This window comes from Actinokineospora bangkokensis (assembly GCF_001940455.1).
In the GTDB taxonomy this organism is placed as follows: Bacteria; Actinomycetota; Actinomycetes; order Mycobacteriales; family Pseudonocardiaceae; genus Actinokineospora; species Actinokineospora bangkokensis.
Genome location: NZ_MKQR01000007.1, coordinates 665,150 through 682,471 on the forward strand (window position 1 = coordinate 665,150; position 17,322 = coordinate 682,471).

Sequence of the window (17,322 nt, forward strand, 5' to 3'; positions counted from 1 at the left end):
CGTGTCCCCAACACCCGCCTTCCCCGCCCTGCACCGCAGAGGTTTCCTCGGCCTGGCCGCGGGCGCCTCGCTGGCCGCGCTCACCGGCTGCGCCCCCGCCACCTCCAGCACCGGGGCCGCGGGCGAACCCCGCAGCGGCGGGCGGTTGCGCGCCGCGTTCGCGGGCGGCGGCGCCCGCGAGACCCTGGACCCGCACCTGTCCAACCTCTTCGTCGAGGTCGCCCGCTCCAAGGCCGTCTACGACAAGCTCGCCGACTACGGCGACGACACCGAACCGGTGCCGCGCCTGGCCGAGCGGTGGGAGCCCAGCGCGGACCTGACGCGGTGGCGGGTGGTGCTGCGCCAGGCCCGGTTCCACGACGGCAAGCCGGTGCGCGCGCAGGACGTGCTCGCCAGCTACGCCAGGATCCTCGACCCCCAGCAGGCCTACCGCGCCAAGGCCGCCCTCGCGCTCATCGACCTGCCGAACAGCCGCGCGGTGGACGACCGCACGGTCGAGTTCGCGCTCAAGCGGCCCTACGCGGAGTTCCCGAACGCGCTGGCCGCCTTCTCCGCCTACATCATCCCCGAGTCCACACAGGACTTCTCGAAGCCGGTCGGGTCCGGCCCGTTCCGGTTCGTCTCGCACACCCCCGGCCGCACGACGCTGCTCGCGCGCAACCCCGACCACTGGGAGCGCCCCGCCCACCTCGACGAGCTGGAGTTCGTCCTCGCCAACGAGGAGTCCGCCCGGGTCAACGCGCTGCTGGGCGGCCAGGTCGAGTACGCCCACGACCTCTCGCCCGTCACCGCCCGCAGCCACCCCGGCATGACCGTGGTGCGCTCGCCCAACTCCGGCATGCAGGCGTTCGCGATGAAGGTCGACCGGCCGCCGTTCGACAACCGCGACCTGCGCGAGGCGATGTTCCTGCTCACCGACCGCCAGCAGTTGGTGGACAGCACGCTCGCGGGAGCCGGGCAGGTGGGCAACGACCTGTTCGGCAAGGGCTTCCGCCACTACGCCGAGGACATCCCGCAGCGGGTTCGCGACCTCGACCGGGCGCGCTGGCTGGTGCGCAAGGCGGGCGCGGAAGGGGTGTCCGTCGGGCTGCGCACCAGCGAGGCCGCCACCGGGTTCGTCGAGGCGGCGACGGTGTTCGCCGAGCAGGCGCGGGCCGCCGGGCTGGACGTGAAGGTGGAGGTGGGGGACAAGAGCACGTTCTGGGCGGACTCGCTCAAGTCCGGTTCGCTGTCCAGCTTCCGCTCCGGCGCCATGCCCATCGAGTCGCACATCTCCGGCAGGCTGCTGTCCACCTCCACCACCAACACGACCAAGTGGGCGCGGCCGGAGTTCGACGCGCTCTACGACCAGGCGGTGTCCACCGCGGACCCGGCGGCGCGGGCCGAGGTCTACCGGCGCATGCAGCGGGTGCTCCACGACGAGGGCGGCTACCTGGTGTGGGGTCAGGTCGACTGGATCGTCGGCACCGCGGCCAGGGTCGGCGGGGTGCGCCCCGCGCCCGCCAACACCCTCGACTGGGCCCGCTTCGACGGGGTCTGGCTGGGGTGAGCGGCTACCTCGCCCGGCGGGCGCTGCTCGGGGTCGGCCAGGTGGTCGCGCTCGCCGCCGCCGTCTTCCTGCTCGTGGCGGCGCTGCCGGGCGACGCCGCGGTGGCGCTCGCTGGCGACGACCCCGACCCGGCGCGCATCGAGCGCATCCGCGAGCAGCTGGGCCTCGACCGGCCGCTGGGGGAGCGGTTCGCGGACTGGCTCCTCGCGCTGGCCCGCGGCGACCTCGGCGCGTCCCTGGTGTCCGGGCGGGCGGTCACGGAGGTGATCGGCGCGGGCCTGGGGGTGACCGCGGTGCTGGCCGTCGCCGCGCTGGCGGTGCTGGTCCCGCTGTCGGTGTGGCTCGGCGCGGTGGCCGCCCGGCACGCGGGCGGGCGGCTGGACCGGTCGCTGACGGCGGTGTTCGTCGGGCTGCACGCCGTGCCGGAGTTCGCCCTGGCGATCCTGCTGGTGGCCGTGTTCGCCACCGGCCTCGGGTGGCTGCCGCCGACCGCGGTGGGCGTGGACCCGCTGGCCTGGCCGGTGGTGCTGGTGCTGCCGCTGGTCGTGCTGCTGGCCCGGCCGGTGTGCTCGATCAGCCGCCTGGTCCGCGCGGCCGCGGTGGACGCGGCCGGGTCGGAGTACGCCCGGCACGCCCGGCGGCTGGGGCTGGCACCCCGGCGGGTGTGGTTCCGGCACGTGCTGCCCAACGCGCTCGCGCCCGCCGCCACCCAGGTCGCGCGGACGACCGACTGGCTGCTCGGCGGGGTCGTCGTCGTGGAGGCGGTGTTCGTGCTGCCGGGCGTGGGCAGCACCCTGGTGGACGCGCTCGCCGCCCGCGACCTGCCGGTGGTGCAGGGGCTCGCGCTGCTGTTCGCCGGGACGACCGTGCTGGTGAACCTGGTGGCCGACGTCGTGGCGTTCCGGCTGGCCCCGCGCGCGGGGGTGGTCGCGTGAGGTGGGTCCTGGTCGGGGTGCCGCTGCTGGTGGCGCTGCTCGGCCCGCTGCTGGCCGGGCCACCCTCGCGCGGGGCCGCGTTCGCCCAGGACGGGCCGCTGGGCCGCGACTTCGTCGGGCGCGACGTGCTCGACCAGGTGCTGCTCGGCGGGCACACCGTCGTCCTGGTCGCCGTGCTGGCCACCGCCGCGTCCTACGCCATCGGGCTGCCGCTGGGCCTGCTCGCGGCCACCGCCCGCCGCCGGTGGGTCGACGAGCTGGTGATGCGCCCGCTCGACCTGGTGCTGGCCGTGCCGTCGCTGCTGGTGCTGCTCATCGTCGCCGGGCTCGCCGACCCCGGGCTGGGCACGCTCGTGGCCGTCGTCGTCGTGGTCACCGCGCCCGAGGTGGCCAGGGTGGTGCGGGCCGCCGCGCTGGGCCCGGCCACCGGGCCGGTCGCGGAGGCCATGTGGATGCAGGGCGAGCCGTGGTGGCGGGTCGCGGGCGGGTACGCCGCCCGCGCCGCCCTGCCCACCGCCGTGGCCGACCTCGGCGTGCGGCTCACCGCCTCGGTGTACCTGGTGGCCTCGGCGGCGTTCCTCGGCGTCGGCGTCGCCCCGGACGCCGCCGACTGGGCCGTCATGGTCGACCGCAACCAGGGCGGCCTGCTCCTGGTGCCGTGGGCGGTCGTGGTGCCCGCGCTGCTGGTGGTGTCGCTGTCGGTGGGCACCAACCTCGTCTTCGACCACCGGCCGCTGAGCCGGTTGCCCGCGGTCGCCGCGCCCCCGGTGGGCGCCTGCCCGGACGGCGTCGTGGCCAGGGTCCGCGACCTGCGGGTGGAGGTCGACGGCGCGGCCGTCGTCGCCGGGGTGTCGTTCGACGTGCGCGCCGGGCGGGTCCTGGCGCTGGTGGGCGAGTCCGGCAGCGGCAAGACGACCGCGGCGGCGGCGCTGCTGGGCGAGGCCCCCGGGCGGGTCAGCGGCGAGGTCGTGGTGGCGGGCCGGGTCGGGTACGTGCCGCAGCACCCCGGCACCGCGCTCAACCCCGTCCGCAGGGTCGGCCGGGTGCTCGCGGAACTCGCCCCCGCGCCCAGGGTCGCCGCCGCGCTGGCCGGGGTGGGGCTGCCCACCGACCGCCGCTTCCTGCGCAAGCTGCCCCACCAGCTCTCCGGCGGCCAGCAGCAGCGGCTCGTGCTCGCCCAGGCCCTGCTGGTCGACCCCGTCCTGGTGATCGCGGACGAACCCACCACCGGGCAGGACGCGCTCAGCCGGGGCGAGGTCGCCGCCCGGCTGCGCGAGCTGCGCGACCGGGGCACCGGCGTGCTGCTGCTCACCCACGACCACGCCCTCGTCGAGGAGCTGGCCGACGAGGTCCACGCGCTCGGCACCAGCCCCGCCGCCGCGCCGGTCGCCGCGCCCCGCCCGCACCCCGGCGGCCCCACCGCCCTCGCCCTCGACGACGTCACCGTCGGCCACCGCGGCACCCCCGTGCTCACCGGCGTCACCCTCACCCTCGCCGCGGCCGAGCGCGTCGCCATCACCGGGCGCTCCGGCAGCGGCAAGACCACCCTCGCCCGCGCCATCGCCGGGCTGCACCGGCCCAGCCGCGGCACCGTCACCGCCCGCGGCGGGGTGCAGTACGTCTTCCAGGACGCCCGGCAGTCCTTCGACGACCGGCGCACCGTGCTCGCCCAGGTCGCCAGGACCGCCGTGCGCAAGCGCGGGCTCGCCGCCCCCGCGGCCCGCGCCGCCGCCCTCGACCTGCTCGGGGCGCTGGGCGTCGACGGGGCCACCGCCCGCCGCGGCCCCGCCGCGCTCTCCGGCGGGCAGCTGCGCCGCGCCGCGCTCGCCCGCGCCCTGCTCGCCGAGCCGGACGTGCTTGTCTGCGACGAGATCACCGCGGGGCTCGACCCCGCCACCCGGCGGGTGGTGCTCGACCACCTCGCCCGCCTCGACACGGCCCTGGTCGTGGTCACCCACGACGAGGCCGCGGTGGCCGCGCTGGCCCACCGCACCCTGACCACCTCCGGTGGTCGACTGCTCAACCCGATGAAGGAACAGCCCGATGCTCAGTGACACCCGCGCCACCGCCACCTACGACCTGCGCCGGGCCCGCCCCGGCGACCTCGACGGCGCCCGCTCGGTCATCCTCGACACCCTCTACCGCGACCTCGGCTACGGCTACAGCCCCGCCTGGCACGCCGACGTCATCGACCTCGACGGGCACTACCTGCGCGACCCCCGCCAGGCGCTGTTCGTCGCGGTGCACGACGGCGAGGTCGTGGCCACCACCGCCGTGCGCGCCGCCGCCCCCAAGAGCCCGCCGCACCCGGAGTGGCTGGTCAGCCGCTACCACCCCGACCGCACCGCGCAGCTGTTCCGCGTCTACGTCCGCCCCGGCCACCGCAGGCACGGCCTGGCCAGGCGGCTCGTGGCGCTGGCCACCGACTTCGTCGCCGCCGCGCCCGACTACGACGTGCTCTACCTGCACACCGACGCGCGCAGCCCCGGCGCCGACGACTTCTGGCGCTCGGTCGCGGTCGAGGTGCACGACGCCCGCGACGGCGACCCGGCCCACTTCCAGACGGTGCACTTCGAGGTCCCGCTGCCCGGCGGGCGGCGCTGACCGGGGCGGCTCCCCGGTGGGGGTAATGCGGTGCGGGCCCCGGGTGGCGATCACCTAGGATCGACCCTGCTCACCCGGGTAGACCGGGTGCGCCACCAGGCCGCACAGGACCCCGGGGAGCTGTCCACCAACCATGTCCGCCGCCAACGACCCGTACGACCCCAAGGAGGTCGCGGCGCTCGCGCCGGAGACGCTCCGGTCCGCCGTCGACGCCGCCCGCGCGGCCTTCGCCGACGCCGCGGACCTGGGCGCGCTCGCCGCGACCAAGCCCGCCCACCTCGGTGACAAGTCGCCGCTGCTGCTGGCCCGCCGTGAGATCGGCGCGCTGCCGCCGCAGGCGCGCTCGGAGGCGGGCAAGCGGGTCAACCAGGCGCAGGCCGAGATCAAGGCCGCGCACGACGAGCGGCTGGCCGCGCTGCAGGCCGAGCGCGACGAGCGGGTGCTGCGCGAGGAGCGCGTCGACGTCACCCTGCCGCTGGACCGGTTCCCGCGCGGCGCCCGGCACCCGCTGACCCAGGTCACCGAGCGGGTCGTCGACATCTTCACCGCGATGGGCTACGAGGTCGCCGAGGGCCCCGAGGTCGAGGCGGAGTGGTTCAACTTCGACGCGCTCAACTTCGGCAAGGACCACCCCGCGCGCACCATGCAGGACACGTTCTACGTCGCGCCCGAGGACTCCGGCACGGTGCTGCGCACGCACACCTCGCCGGTGCAGGCGCGCACCCTGCTCACCCGCGACCTTCCGGTCTACGTGGTGTGCCCGGGGCGGACCTTCCGCACCGACGAGCTCGACGCCACCCACACCCCGGTGTTCCACCAGGTCGAGGGGCTCGCGGTGGACAAGGGCCTGACCATGGCCCACCTCAAGGGCACCCTGGACGCGTTCGTCAAGGCCATGTTCGGCGAGGCCTCGGCGGTGCGGCTGCGCCCGTCGTTCTTCCCGTTCACCGAGCCCTCCGCCGAGCTCGACATCTGGTTCCCGGAGAAGAAGGGGGGCGCGGGCTGGGTGGAGTGGGGCGGCTGCGGCATGGTCAACCCCAACGTGCTGCGCGCCTGCGGCGTGGACCCCGAGGTCTACAGCGGGTTCGCCTTCGGCATGGGCCTGGAGCGCGCCCTGCAGTTCCGCAACGGCATCCCCGACATGCGCGACATGGTCGAGGGCGATGTCCGGTTCACCCTTCCCTTCGGCACGGAGGCGTCGTGAGGATCCCCGTCAGCTGGCTGACCCAGCAGGTCGAGCTGTCCGCCGAGCACCGCGACATCGACGCCGACGCCATCGCCGAGGCCTTCGTCCGGGTGGGCCTGGAGGTCGAGGAGGTCAGCCCGCTGGGCCCGGTGACCGGCCCGGTGGTGGTCGGCCGCGTGGTGTCCATCGAGGAGCTGACCGGGTTCAAGAAGCCGATCCGGTTCTGCCAGGTCGAGGTGGGCGAGGAGGAGGACGGCACCCCGCGCACCACCGAGGTGGTCTGCGGCGCGCGCAACTTCGTCGAGGGCGACCTGGTCGTGGTGGCGCTGCCCGGGGCGGTGCTGCCCGGCGACTTCGCCATCGCCGAGCGCAAGACCTACGGCAAGGTCAGCCGCGGCATGATCTGCGCGGCCGACGAGCTGGGCCTCGGCGACGACCACAGCGGCATCATGGTGCTGCCCAGCAGCGAGGTCGAGGACCTCTCGCCCGGCGACGACGCCATCGAGCTGCTGGGGCTGACCGACTCGGTGGTCGAGCTGGCCATCACCCCCGACCGCGGCTACTGCTTCTCGGTGCGCGGCCTGGCCAGGGAGCTGGCCTGCGCGCTGGACTCGCGGCTGGTCGACCCGGCCGCCATCGAGGTGCCCAGGGCCGAGGAGGAGTCCATCCCGGTGCAGGTGCAGGCCGAGCAGGCCTGCCCGCGGTTCACCGTCCGCCGGGTCACCGGGGTCGACCCGACCGCGCCGACGCCGTGGTGGATCCGCAGGCGGCTGATGCTGGCGGGCATCCGCAGCATCTCGCTGGCCGTGGACGTCACCAACTACGTGATGATCGAGCTGGGCCAGCCCATGCACGCCTTCGACACCGCCGCCCTGCGCGGCGGGCTGGTCGTGCGCAAGGCCCAGCCCGGCGAGAAGCTGGTGACCCTGGACGGCACCACCCGCGCGCTGGACCCCGACGACACCGTCATCTGCGACGACTCCGGCCCGGTGTCGCTGGCCGGGGTGATGGGCGGCGCCAGCACCGAGGTCTCCGCCGAGACCACCGACATCCTGCTGGAGGCCGCCATCTGGGACCCGGCGACGGTCGCCAGGATGGTGCGCAGGCACAAGCTGCCCTCCGAGGCGGCCAAGCGGTTCGAGCGGTTCGTCGACCCGGCGCTGCCCCCCGCGGCGCTGGAGCGCGCCGCCCGGCTGCTGCGCGAGTACGGCGACGGCAGCATCCAGCCCGGCCGCACCGACGTCGGCAGCCCGGTGCTGCCCGACCCGGTCGTGGTGCCGATGGACCTGCCGGACCGGGTCGCCGGGGTGCGCTACGGGCGCGGCGTGACGACCATGCGGTTGCAGCAGATCGGCTGCCAGGTCGAGGTCGGCGCCACCGACGACGGCACGCCCATCGTCACCGCCACCCCGCCCAGCTGGCGCAACGACCTGCGCCAGCCCGCGGACATGGTGGAGGAGGTCCTGCGGTTGCAGGGCTACGACACCATCCCCACCGAGCTGCCCAAGGTCGTCCCCGGCCGGGGCCTGACCGCCGCCCAGCGCCGCCGCCGCGCGGTGTCGCGGTCGCTGGCCGAGCACGGCCACGTCGAGGTGCTGCCGTTCCCGTTCGTCTCCCCGTCGGTGTGGGACGCCTTCGGGCTCGACGCCGACGACCCGCGCCGCCGCACGGTCTCGGTGCTCAACCCGCTGGAGGCCGACCGCGGCGAGCTGGCCACCACGCTGCTGCCCGGCCTGCTCGACACGCTCGTGCGCAACACCTCCCGGGGCGCGAAGGAGGTGGCGCTGTTCCACATCGGGCAGGTCGTGCTGCCGCGCACCCAGCAGTCCCCGATGCCGGAGGTCGGCGTGGCGCGGCGGCCCAGCGGGGCCGAGCTGGCCGCGCTGGAGACCGCCCTGCCGCACCAGCCCACGCACGTCGCGGTGGTGCTGGCCGGGCCGCGCACCCGCCCCGGCTGGTGGGGCCCCGCCGAGCCCGCGGGCTGGGCGGACGCGGTGCGCGCCGCCCGCCTGGTCGCCGACGCCGCCGGGGTGGAGCTGACCACCACCCAGGCGGTGCAGGCGCCCTGGCACCCGGGCCGCTGCGCGCAGCTGCGGGTGGGCGACTTCCCCGTGGGCTACGCCGGTGAGCTGCACCCCAAGGTCGTCGAGGCCCTGGGCCTGCCCGCGCGCACCTGCGCGATGGAGCTGGACCTGGACCTGCTGCCGCTGACCGACCGCAGGCCCGCCCCCGCGGTGAGCCCGTACCCGCCGGTGCTGCTCGACCTCGCCCTGGTGGCCGACACCGGCGTCCCGGTGGGCGAGCTGACCAGGACGCTGCGCGCGGGCGGCGGCGAGCTGCTGGAGGACATCCGGCTCTTCGACGTGTTCGAGGGCGAGCAGGTGGGCGAGGGCAAGCGCTCGCTGGCCTACGCCCTGCGCTTCCGCGCCCCCGACCGCACGCTGACAGTGGAGGAGGCCACCGCCGCCCGCGACGCCGCCGTCACCGCGGCCGCCGAGCGGCACGGGGCCACCCTGCGCGCCTGACCGACGACCCCCCGGCCCCCGGCGGCACCCCGCCCCGGGGGCCGGGGCACGTCCCGGGTCCTACCCCGTTCGGCCCCGGACGGCCGTCGGGACCCGTCCGTCGATTTCGGACACTCCCACCGAAACGCCGTCCCCACCGGCGATACCCCCCGATCGGCTATTCCCAAGCGCCGCGCGGCGGGGCAGCATCGGGCGGTCCGGCGCGACCACGGCCGGACGAGGCAAGAGATAGGGGCAGCAGTTGAGAAGAATCGTGGCGGCCACCGCCGCGGTGGGCGTGGTGCTGGGGGGTGCGCTGGTGGGGCAGCCCGCCGTCGCCGCCCCCGCGGCACCGGGCCCCGCCCAGGTGGCCTACGACCCCGCGCCGATCGCGTGGGGTCCGTGCGCGAGCCCGGGCCTGGCCCGGCGCGGCGCCGAGTGCGGTTTCCTGGTCGTGCCGCTGGACTACGCCAAGCCGGGCGGCACGACGATCAAGCTGGCGGTCTCGCGGATCAAGGCCAAGGTGCCCGCGGACCGGTACCAGGGCGTGGTGATCACCAACCCGGGCGGGCCCGGCGGGTCCGGCCTGACCCTGTCGGTGCTCGGCGAGTACGTCCCGGGCGGGGTGGGCCAGAGCTACGACTGGATCGGGTTCGACCCCCGCGGCGTCGGGTCCAGCCAGCCCGCGCTGGCCTGCGACGGCTCGTACTTCGGGTACAACCGGCCGTTCTACGTGCCGGTGACCGCGCAGCTGGAGAAGACCTGGCTCGACCGCTCGAAGGGCTACGCCAAGGCGTGCGGCACCGCGGGCGGCGACCTGCTCAACCACCTCAAGACCACCGACACGGTCAACGACGTGGACGTGCTGCGCAAGGCGCTGGGGCAGAAGCAGATCAACTACTACGGCTTCTCCTACGGCACCTACCTCGGCCAGGTGTACGCGACCCTCTACCCGGAGCGCGTGCGGCGCATGGTGCTCGACGGCAACGTCGACCCGCGCAAGGTCTGGTACCAGGCCAACCTGGACCAGGACGTCGCGTTCGACAAGAACATGGGGATCTACTTCGACTGGGTCGCCAAGCACGACGACGTCTACCACCTGGGCACCAGCGGCCGGGTGGTGCAGCAGAAGTTCTACCTGGAGCAGGCGAAGCTGCTGAAGAACCCGGCGGGCGGCGTCATCGGGCCCGACGAGTGGGTCGACGTGTTCCTCTCGGCCGGGTACTACGTGTTCGGCTGGGAGGACGTCGCCGCGGCGTTCTCGGCCTGGGTCAACGACGGCGACTACAGCCTGGTCAAGGACCTGTACGACGGCGCCAACGGCCAGGGCCCCGGCTCGGACAACTCGTTCGCCGTCTACCTGGGCGTGCAGTGCACCGATGTCCAGTGGCCGACGAACTGGAACCAGTGGCGCGTCGACAACTGGCGCACCTTCCTGCGCGCCCCGTTCGAGACCTGGGGCAACGCCTGGTTCAACGCGCCGTGCGCGTTCTGGCCCGCGAAGGCGGGCAAGCCCGTCACCGTCGACGGCCGCAAGGCGCCCGCGGCGCTGCTGATCAGCGAGACCCTGGACGCGGCGACGCCGTTCGAGGGCAGCCTGGAGGTGCGCTCGCGGTTCCCCAGGTCCTCGCTCATCGAGGGCGTGGGCGGCACCACGCACGCGGGCTCGCTCAACGGCGTGGCCTGCGTGGACGACAAGATCGCGGCCTACCTGGCCACGGGGGAGCTGCCCGCGCGCAAGCCGGGCCGCACCTCCGACGCCACGTGCGACCCGGTCCCGCAGCCGGACCCCTCGGCGGCGGCGCGCCAGCGCACCGCGAGCGTCGACACGGGTGACATCACCCGCGCCGACCTGCAGAAGCTGATCGCGAACGCCACCAGGTGAGCTAGGCAAGCCTCGGGCCCGGTCGCCGCTGCGACCGGGCCCGAGGCGTGTCCGCTGTCGGTGGGGGCAGGTAGGTTCGGGGGCATGGAGAAGGCGCGCGTGCGGTCGGTCAACGTGGGGCGGGCGAAGCCGATCGCGGTCAAGTCGGGGTTCTCGGCCATCGACAAGCGGCCGGTGGCCGACCCGGTGCCGGTGGGCGTGCCCGGTCCGGGGGCCAGCGGCCTCGCGGGCGACGACATCTGCGACGTGCGCAACCACGGCGGGCCCGACCAGGCCGTGTACGCCTACGCCGCGGAGGACCTGGCCCGGTGGGGCGCGGAGCTGGGCAGACCGCTGGTGGACGGGCAGTTCGGGGAGAACCTGACCACGACCGGGGTGGACGTCAACGCCGCGGTCATCGGTGAGCTGTGGCACGTGGGCCCGGACCTGGTGCTCCAGGCGACCGTCCCGCGCATCCCGTGCCGCACCTTCGCCGTGTGGCTCGACGAGCGCGGCTGGATGAAGACCTTCACCCAGCGGGCGCTGCCCGGCGCCTACTTCCGGGTGGTGCGGCCCGGCGCGGTCACCGCGGGCGACGAGATCGTCGTCACCGACCGGCCCGAGCACGGGTTGACCATCGGCTACGCGTTCCGCGCGACGACGCTGGAGGCCGACCTGCTGCCCGCGCTCGACGTCGACGGCATGCCCGACGAGCTGCGGGAGAAGGCGCGGCGGAGGGCACGCGCGTGAAGAAGACCCTGCGGGTGGCCGCGTACGCGGTGTGCGTGGAGAACGAGGAGGTGCTGCTCGCCCACTTCGTCGGGCGGCGCAGCCGGCACTGGACCTTGCCCGGTGGCGGCGTGGAGCACGGTGAGCACCCCCTCGACACCGTCGTGCGCGAGGTGTTCGAGGAGACCGGGTACGAGGTGCGGGTGGACGCCCTGCTGGGCGTGGACTCCCTGCGCGAGGAGGTGCCCGGCCGGGTCGGCGCGGTCGACTTCCACGCCCTGCGGCTGGTGTACGCGGCCACGGTCATCGGCGGCGAGATGCGCTTCGAGGAGAACGGCACCACCGACATGGCCGCCTGGGTGCCGCTGGCGGAGGTCGCCGACCTGCCGCGCGGGCCCCTGGTGAACACCGCCCTGGAACTGGCGCGGGTGCGGCCCCCGACCGGTCGGCTCACCGACACCTACCCGGCGTGAACCTCGACGAGGCCGTCCGGGCCGCCCTCGAACCCCTGGCCGACCCGGGCAAGGCGCCGCAGATGCAGCGGTACATGAAGTCCGAGATGCCGTTCCTGGGCGTGGCCAAGCCCGCGCGGGCCGCCGCCCTGCGCGAGGTGTGCGCGGCGGTGGTGTTCTCCTCGCCGCGGGAGATGACCGAGGCGGTGCTGGAGCTGTGGCGCGGCGCCTGCTACCGCGAGGAGCGCTACGCGGCCATCGACGTGACCGGCGACCGCCGCTACCGCGCCTGGCAGACCCCCGACCTGGTGCCCCTCTACGACGAGTTCATCACCACCGGCGCCTGGTGGGACTACGTCGACGAGGTCGCCACCCACCGCGTCGCCCCGCTCCTGCGGTCCCACCGCGACACCATGACCCCGTTGCTGCGCGCCTGGGCGACCGACGAGGACAAGTGGCGCCGCCGCACCGCCGTCATCTGCCAGCTCCCCGCCAAGCACGACACCGACCTCGACCTGCTCACCCACGCCGTCGAGGCCAACCTCACCGACCCCGACTTCTTCCTCCGCAAGGCGATCGGCTGGGCCCTGCGCCAGCACTCCCGCGTGGACCCCGGCTGGGTCCAGGACTTCGTCGACACCCACCCCACCCTGTCCCCGCTCTCCCGCCGCGAAGCCCTCAAGCACCTGTGACCCCCCGGCCCGGTGCCACCCGCGCGCGGTGAGGCCACCCGTTCGGAGCAGTCGGGCGGGTGCCTAAGATCCCGGTACGTGTCTCCTGTGCCGATGATCGCGCCCAGCATCCTGTCCGCCGACTTCGCCCGGCTCGCCGACGAGCTGGGGGCGATCCGAGGGTCGGACTGGGTGCACGTCGACGTGATGGACGCGCACTTCGTGCCGAACCTGACGCTCGGGCTGCCGGTGGTGGAGGCGCTGCTGAAGGTGACCGACATCCCGGTGGACTGCCACCTGATGATCGAGGACCCGGAGCGGTGGGCGCCCGGCTACGCCGAGGCCGGGGCGCACAACGTGACGATCCACGTCGAGGCGGCGACGGACCCGGTCAAGGTGGCGCGCGACATCCGGGCCGCGGGGGCCAAGGCGGGGCTGTCGATCAAGCCGGGGACGGCGCTGGAGCCGCACATCGAGCTGCTCAAGGAGTTCGACACCCTGCTGATCATGTCCGTGGAGCCCGGGTTCGGCGGGCAGAGGTTCATCGCGGACGTGCTGCCGAAGGTCGCCACGATCCGCGACCTGGTCGACACCGGCCACCTGGACCTCCTGGTCGAGATCGACGGGGGCATCAACGCCGACACCATCGAGCAGGCCGCCGAAGCGGGCGTCGACTGCTTCGTCGCGGGCTCGGCCGTCTACGGCGCCGACGACCCGGCCCGCGCGGTGGAGGCCCTGCGGGCGCAGGCCGCGGGCGCCCACCACCGGTTCCACTGAGCCCCGCCCGCACGCCGCCGAGGACGGTCGGACGGTCGACAACGGGGTAGCGGCCCGGGACCCGGTGGCGCCCGCGGCGCAACCCGTCCCACGGTGACAGGCGCCTGCCCCCGCTCCGGACCCGGCTGGAAGACTGGCGGCGTGGAGGAGACCCTGGCCGCGGCGATGCGGACCGCCATCGCCCGCGCCGAGGCCGCGCGCGGCACCACCAGCCCGAACCCCGCCGTCGGCGCCGTGGTGCTCGACCGGTCTGGCGCGGTGGTCGGCACCGGCGCCACCCAGCCGCCCGGCGGCCCGCACGCCGAGGTGGGCGCGCTGGCCGAGGCGGGGGAGCGGGCCAGGGGCGGCACCGCCGTGGTCACCCTCGAACCCTGCGCCCACCACGGGCGCACGCCGCCGTGCACCGGTGCCCTGCTCGCGGCCGGGGTCGCCAGGGTCGTCTACGCCGTCGACGACCCGCACGACCTCGCCGCGGGCGGGGCCGAGGTGCTGCGGGCCGCGGGCGTGCGGGTGGAGGGCGGGCTGCTGGCCGAGGAGGTGCGGCGGGGCCCGCTGCGCGCCTGGCTGCACACCGTGGCCACCGGCCGCCCGCACGTGACGTGGAAGTACGCCGCGACGCTCGACGGCCGGGTCGCCGCCGCCGACGGCACGAGCCGGTGGATCAGCTCGCCGGAGTCGAGGGCCGAGGTGCACGAGCTGCGCGGCAAGGTCGACGCCGTGGTCGCGGGCCTGGGCACCGTGCACGCCGACGACCCCGCGCTCACCGCGCGCGACGCGGGTGGAACACCGCGGGCCCGCCAGCCGTTGCGGGTCGTCGTGGGGCTCGGGGACATCCCGGCGGGCGCGAAGGTGGCCGACGGCAGCGCCGAGACCCTGCACCTGCGCACGCACGACCCGGCCGAGGTGCTGGCCGCGCTGGGCGCCCGGGGCGTGGTGGACGTGCTGCTGGAGGGCGGGCCCACGCTGGCGGGGGCGTTCGCCGCTGCGGGGCTGCTGGACCGGGTGCTGGCCCACCTGGCGCCGTCGCTGCTCGGCGCGGGGGCGCAGGCGCTGGGCGACGCGGGCGTGTCGACCATCACCGGCGCGCACCGGCTGCGGGTCGAAGGGGTCACGATGAGCGGACCGGACGTGCGGGTCTCCGCAGTGCCGGTCCGGGACTAGGGAGGGACGGGCGTTGTTCACCGGGATCGTCGAGGAGCGCGGCGAGGTCGTCGCCGTGCGCGAGCTGACCGATGCCGCGCGCATCACCATCGCCGGGCCGCTGGTCACCAGCGACGCCGGGCACGGCGACTCCATCGCGGTCAACGGCGTGTGCCTGACCGTGGTGGAGCTGGCGGAGGGCACCTTCACCGCGGACGTGATGCGCGAGACGCTGGTGCGCAGCAGCCTGGCCGGGGTGGTCGCGGGCGACGTGGTCAACCTGGAGCGCGCGGCCGCGGTGGGCCACCGCTTCGGCGGGCACATCGTGCAGGGCCACGTCGACGGCACCGCGCACGTGCTGCGCCGCGAGCCGTCCGAGCACTGGGACCTGGTGACCTTCAGCCTGCCCCGCGAGCTGGCCCGCTACCTGGTGGAGAAGGGGTCGATCACCGTCGACGGCGTGTCGCTGACGGTCGTCGGTGTGGGGGACGACTGGTTCTCCGTCAGCCTCATCCCGGAGACTCTGCGCGCCACCACCCTGGGCCTGCGCGAGCCGGGCGACGCCGTCAACCTGGAGGTCGACGTCGTGGCCAAGTACGTCGAGCGGCTGACCCTCCCGCACCTGGCCGCCGCCGCGGGGCAGACTGGGGTGCAGACCGCCGGACAGGAGAACCAGGGTGAGTGACTTCCCGGACATCGACCGCGCCCTCGCCGACATCGCCGAGGGCAAGGCGGTCGTGGTCGTCGACGACGAGGACCGCGAGAACGAGGGCGACCTGATCTTCGCCGCCGAGAAGACCACCCCGGAGCTGCTGGCCTTCATGGTCCGCTACACCTCCGGCTACGTCTGCGTCGCGCTCACCGAGTCCGACTGCCAGCGGCTGGACCTGCCGCCGATGTTCCACACCAACCAGGACGCGCGCGGCACCGCCTACACCGTGACCGTGGACGCCAAGGAGGGCATCTCCACCGGCATCTCGGCCACCGACCGCGCGCACACCATCCGGCTGCTGGCCGACCCCGCCGCCACCGCGGGCGACTTCAACCGCCCCGGGCACGTGGTGCCGCTGCGCGCGAAGGAGGGCGGCGTGCTGCGCCGCCCCGGGCACACCGAGGCCTCGGTGGACCTGGCCAGGATGGCCGGGCTGGCGCCCGCGGGCGTGCTGTGCGAGATCGTGTCGCAGAAGTCCGACGGCGACATGGCCCGCCGCGACGAGCTGGAGGTGTTCGCCGCCGAGCACGACCTGGCGATCATCACCATCGCCGACCTCATCGCCTACCGCCGCCGCACCGAGAAGCAGGTGGGCCGGATCGCCGAGGCGCGCATCCCCACCGCGCACGGCACCTTCCGCGCGGTCGGCTACGAGACCGCCTACGACGGCGTCGAGCACGTGGCGCTGGTCTACGGCGACCTCACCGACGGCGAGGACGTGCTGGTGCGGGTGCACTCGGAGTGCCTGACCGGCGACGTGTTCGGCTCGCTGCGCTGCGACTGCGGCCCGCAGCTGGACTCGGCGCTGGAGGCCGTGGCCGCCGAGGGCCGGGGCGTGGTGCTCTACATGCGCGGGCACGAGGGCCGGGGCATCGGCCTGATGCACAAGCTCCAGGCCTACCAGCTGCAGGACGAGGGCCAGGACACCGTGGACGCGAACCTGTCGCTGGGCGTGCCCGCCGACGCCCGCGACTACGGCACCGGCGCGCAGATCCTGGTCGACCTGGGCGTGAAGTCGATGCGCCTGCTGACCAACAACCCGGCCAAGCGCGTCGGCCTGGAGGGCTACGGGCTGGCCATCAGCGACCGGGTCCCGCTGTCGGTGTGGCCGAACCCGGAGAACCTGCGCTACCTGCGCACCAAGCGCGACCGGATGGGCCACGAGCTCAGCGAGCTCCAGCAGTACGAGGACGGCATCGCGCTGGCCAGCGCGCCGCGGGAGGAGCAGTCGTGAGCGGCGAGGGCAGGCCGGAGGCGGTCGCGCCGGACGCGGCGGGCGTCCGGTTGGGCATCGCGGCGACGAAGTGGCACGCGGAGGTGACCGGGTCGCTGCTGGAGCGGGCGCTGGCCGCCGCCGCCGAGGCCGGGGTCACCGAACCGACCGTCGTGCGCGTCGCCGGGGCGGTGGAGCTGCCGGTGGTGTGCCAGGAGCTCGCCAAGCACCACGACGCCGTGGTGGCGCTGGGCGTGGTCGTGCGCGGCGGCACCCCGCACTTCGAGTACGTCTGCGACGCGGTCACCGCCGGGCTCACCAGGGTCTCGCTCGACGAGGCCACCCCGGTCGGCAACGGCGTGCTCACCGTCAACACCGACGAGCAGGCCGTGGACCGCTCCGGGCGGCCGGGGTCGACCGAGGACAAGGGCTACGAGGCCTGCGTCGCCGCGCTGGAGGCAGCGTTGGTGCTGCGCGGGCTGCGCCAGCCGTGGACCGAGAGGGGTTTCCAGTGACGTCCGGACCGCAGGCGTCCCGACCGCTGACGTCCCGACCGCGCCGGGTGCGCTGGGTGGCCGCCGCCTTCGCGGTGGTGTTCGTGGCGCTGTTCACCGTGGTGGCGGTGCTGCTCGGCGGCGACACCTCCACGGGGGTGTACTTCCGGCTCTCCGACCAGCTCGCCATGGTGGGCATCGGGGTGCTGCTGGCCTGCGGCGCGCTGTGGCTGACCCGGCCGCGGGTCAGCGCCGACGCCGACGGGGTCACCGTGCGCAACCTGCTGGGCAGCACCCGGTTCGACTGGGCGTCGGTGGTGGGCATCAGCTTCCCCGACGGCGCCTCGTGGGCCCGGCTGGAGCTGCCCGACGACGAGTACGTGCCGGTGATGGCCGTGCAGGCGGTCGACGGCGACCGGGCGGTGGCCGCGATCCGCGAGATGCGCAAGCTGCACCGGGCCGCGCACGCCCAGCAGTCCGCCTGAGCGGGCG

General features: G+C 75.0%; 16 protein-coding genes. All 16 read left to right on the forward strand.

Annotation, left to right across the window (positions count from 1 at the left end; genetic code table 11):
- Window position 1: 1 nt before the first annotated feature.
- The 16 genes from BJP25_RS07445 (at window position 2) to BJP25_RS07520 (ending at window position 17,315) form a co-directional block, all read left to right on the forward strand.
- Window positions 2-1,549 carry an ABC transporter substrate-binding protein gene (locus BJP25_RS07445; protein ID WP_075973994.1) on the forward strand — a complete coding sequence of 516 codons (1,548 nt, stop codon included), beginning with the start codon at window positions 2-4 and terminating at the stop codon, window positions 1,547-1,549.
- Window positions 1,546-2,484: an ABC transporter permease gene (locus BJP25_RS07450; protein WP_233157939.1), complete on the forward strand. Its 939-nt coding sequence runs from the start codon at window positions 1,546-1,548 to the stop codon at window positions 2,482-2,484. The genes BJP25_RS07445 and BJP25_RS07450 overlap by 4 nt, the downstream gene beginning before the upstream one ends.
- Window positions 2,481-4,538, forward strand: coding sequence for an ABC transporter ATP-binding protein/permease (locus tag BJP25_RS07455; RefSeq protein WP_075973995.1), 2,058 nt, complete (start codon window positions 2,481-2,483; stop codon window positions 4,536-4,538). The genes BJP25_RS07450 and BJP25_RS07455 overlap by 4 nt, the downstream gene beginning before the upstream one ends.
- Window positions 4,528-5,088 (forward strand): GNAT family N-acetyltransferase, encoded by a 561-nt coding sequence (locus tag BJP25_RS07460; protein ID WP_075973996.1) that lies wholly within the window; start codon window positions 4,528-4,530, stop codon window positions 5,086-5,088. Before BJP25_RS07455 ends, BJP25_RS07460 begins: the two co-directional genes overlap by 11 nt.
- Window positions 5,089-5,221: 133 nt before the next feature.
- The gene (gene pheS / locus BJP25_RS07465) at window positions 5,222-6,292 is read left to right on the forward strand and encodes a phenylalanine--tRNA ligase subunit alpha (RefSeq protein ID WP_075973997.1); all 1,071 of its coding nucleotides are present in this window, start codon (window positions 5,222-5,224) and stop codon (window positions 6,290-6,292) included.
- A complete protein-coding gene (gene pheT, locus BJP25_RS07470; protein WP_075973998.1) occupies window positions 6,289-8,799 on the forward strand; it encodes a phenylalanine--tRNA ligase subunit beta in 2,511 nt (836 codons plus the stop codon). Before pheS ends, pheT begins: the two co-directional genes overlap by 4 nt.
- A 241-nt stretch (window positions 8,800-9,040) precedes the next feature.
- Window positions 9,041-10,663, forward strand: a complete 1,623-nt coding sequence (locus tag BJP25_RS07475) for an alpha/beta hydrolase (protein WP_075973999.1) — start codon at window positions 9,041-9,043, stop codon at window positions 10,661-10,663.
- Between the two features lie 84 nt (window positions 10,664-10,747).
- On the forward strand, window positions 10,748-11,392 hold the full coding sequence (locus BJP25_RS07480; RefSeq protein WP_075974000.1) for an MOSC domain-containing protein: 645 nt from the start codon (window positions 10,748-10,750) through the stop codon (window positions 11,390-11,392).
- Complete coding sequence (locus BJP25_RS07485) at window positions 11,389-11,844, forward strand: NUDIX domain-containing protein (protein ID WP_075974001.1); 456 nt, start codon at window positions 11,389-11,391, stop codon at window positions 11,842-11,844. Before BJP25_RS07480 ends, BJP25_RS07485 begins: the two co-directional genes overlap by 4 nt.
- The gene (locus tag BJP25_RS07490; RefSeq protein ID WP_075974002.1) at window positions 11,841-12,515 is read left to right on the forward strand and encodes a DNA alkylation repair protein; all 675 of its coding nucleotides are present in this window, start codon (window positions 11,841-11,843) and stop codon (window positions 12,513-12,515) included. The genes BJP25_RS07485 and BJP25_RS07490 overlap by 4 nt, the downstream gene beginning before the upstream one ends.
- Window positions 12,516-12,608: 93 nt before the next feature.
- Window positions 12,609-13,271: a ribulose-phosphate 3-epimerase gene (gene rpe / locus BJP25_RS07495; protein WP_075974003.1), complete on the forward strand. Its 663-nt coding sequence runs from the start codon at window positions 12,609-12,611 to the stop codon at window positions 13,269-13,271.
- Between the two features lie 165 nt (window positions 13,272-13,436).
- Window positions 13,437-14,432, forward strand: a complete 996-nt coding sequence (gene ribD, locus BJP25_RS07500) for a bifunctional diaminohydroxyphosphoribosylaminopyrimidine deaminase/5-amino-6-(5-phosphoribosylamino)uracil reductase RibD (protein ID WP_075974151.1) — start codon at window positions 13,437-13,439, stop codon at window positions 14,430-14,432.
- 13 nt (window positions 14,433-14,445) lie between these two features.
- On the forward strand, window positions 14,446-15,096 hold the full coding sequence (locus BJP25_RS07505; RefSeq protein WP_075974004.1) for a riboflavin synthase: 651 nt from the start codon (window positions 14,446-14,448) through the stop codon (window positions 15,094-15,096).
- Entirely contained in the window at window positions 15,089-16,357 is a 1,269-nt protein-coding gene (locus BJP25_RS07510) for a bifunctional 3,4-dihydroxy-2-butanone-4-phosphate synthase/GTP cyclohydrolase II (protein WP_198943370.1), read from the forward strand. Before BJP25_RS07505 ends, BJP25_RS07510 begins: the two co-directional genes overlap by 8 nt.
- Window positions 16,354-16,851, forward strand: a complete 498-nt coding sequence (gene ribH / locus BJP25_RS07515; RefSeq protein ID WP_075974006.1) for a 6,7-dimethyl-8-ribityllumazine synthase — start codon at window positions 16,354-16,356, stop codon at window positions 16,849-16,851. The genes BJP25_RS07510 and ribH overlap by 4 nt, the downstream gene beginning before the upstream one ends.
- Entirely contained in the window at window positions 16,848-17,315 is a 468-nt protein-coding gene (locus BJP25_RS07520; RefSeq protein WP_075974007.1) for a PH domain-containing protein, read from the forward strand. Before ribH ends, BJP25_RS07520 begins: the two co-directional genes overlap by 4 nt.
- Window positions 17,316-17,322 lie beyond the last annotated feature (7 nt).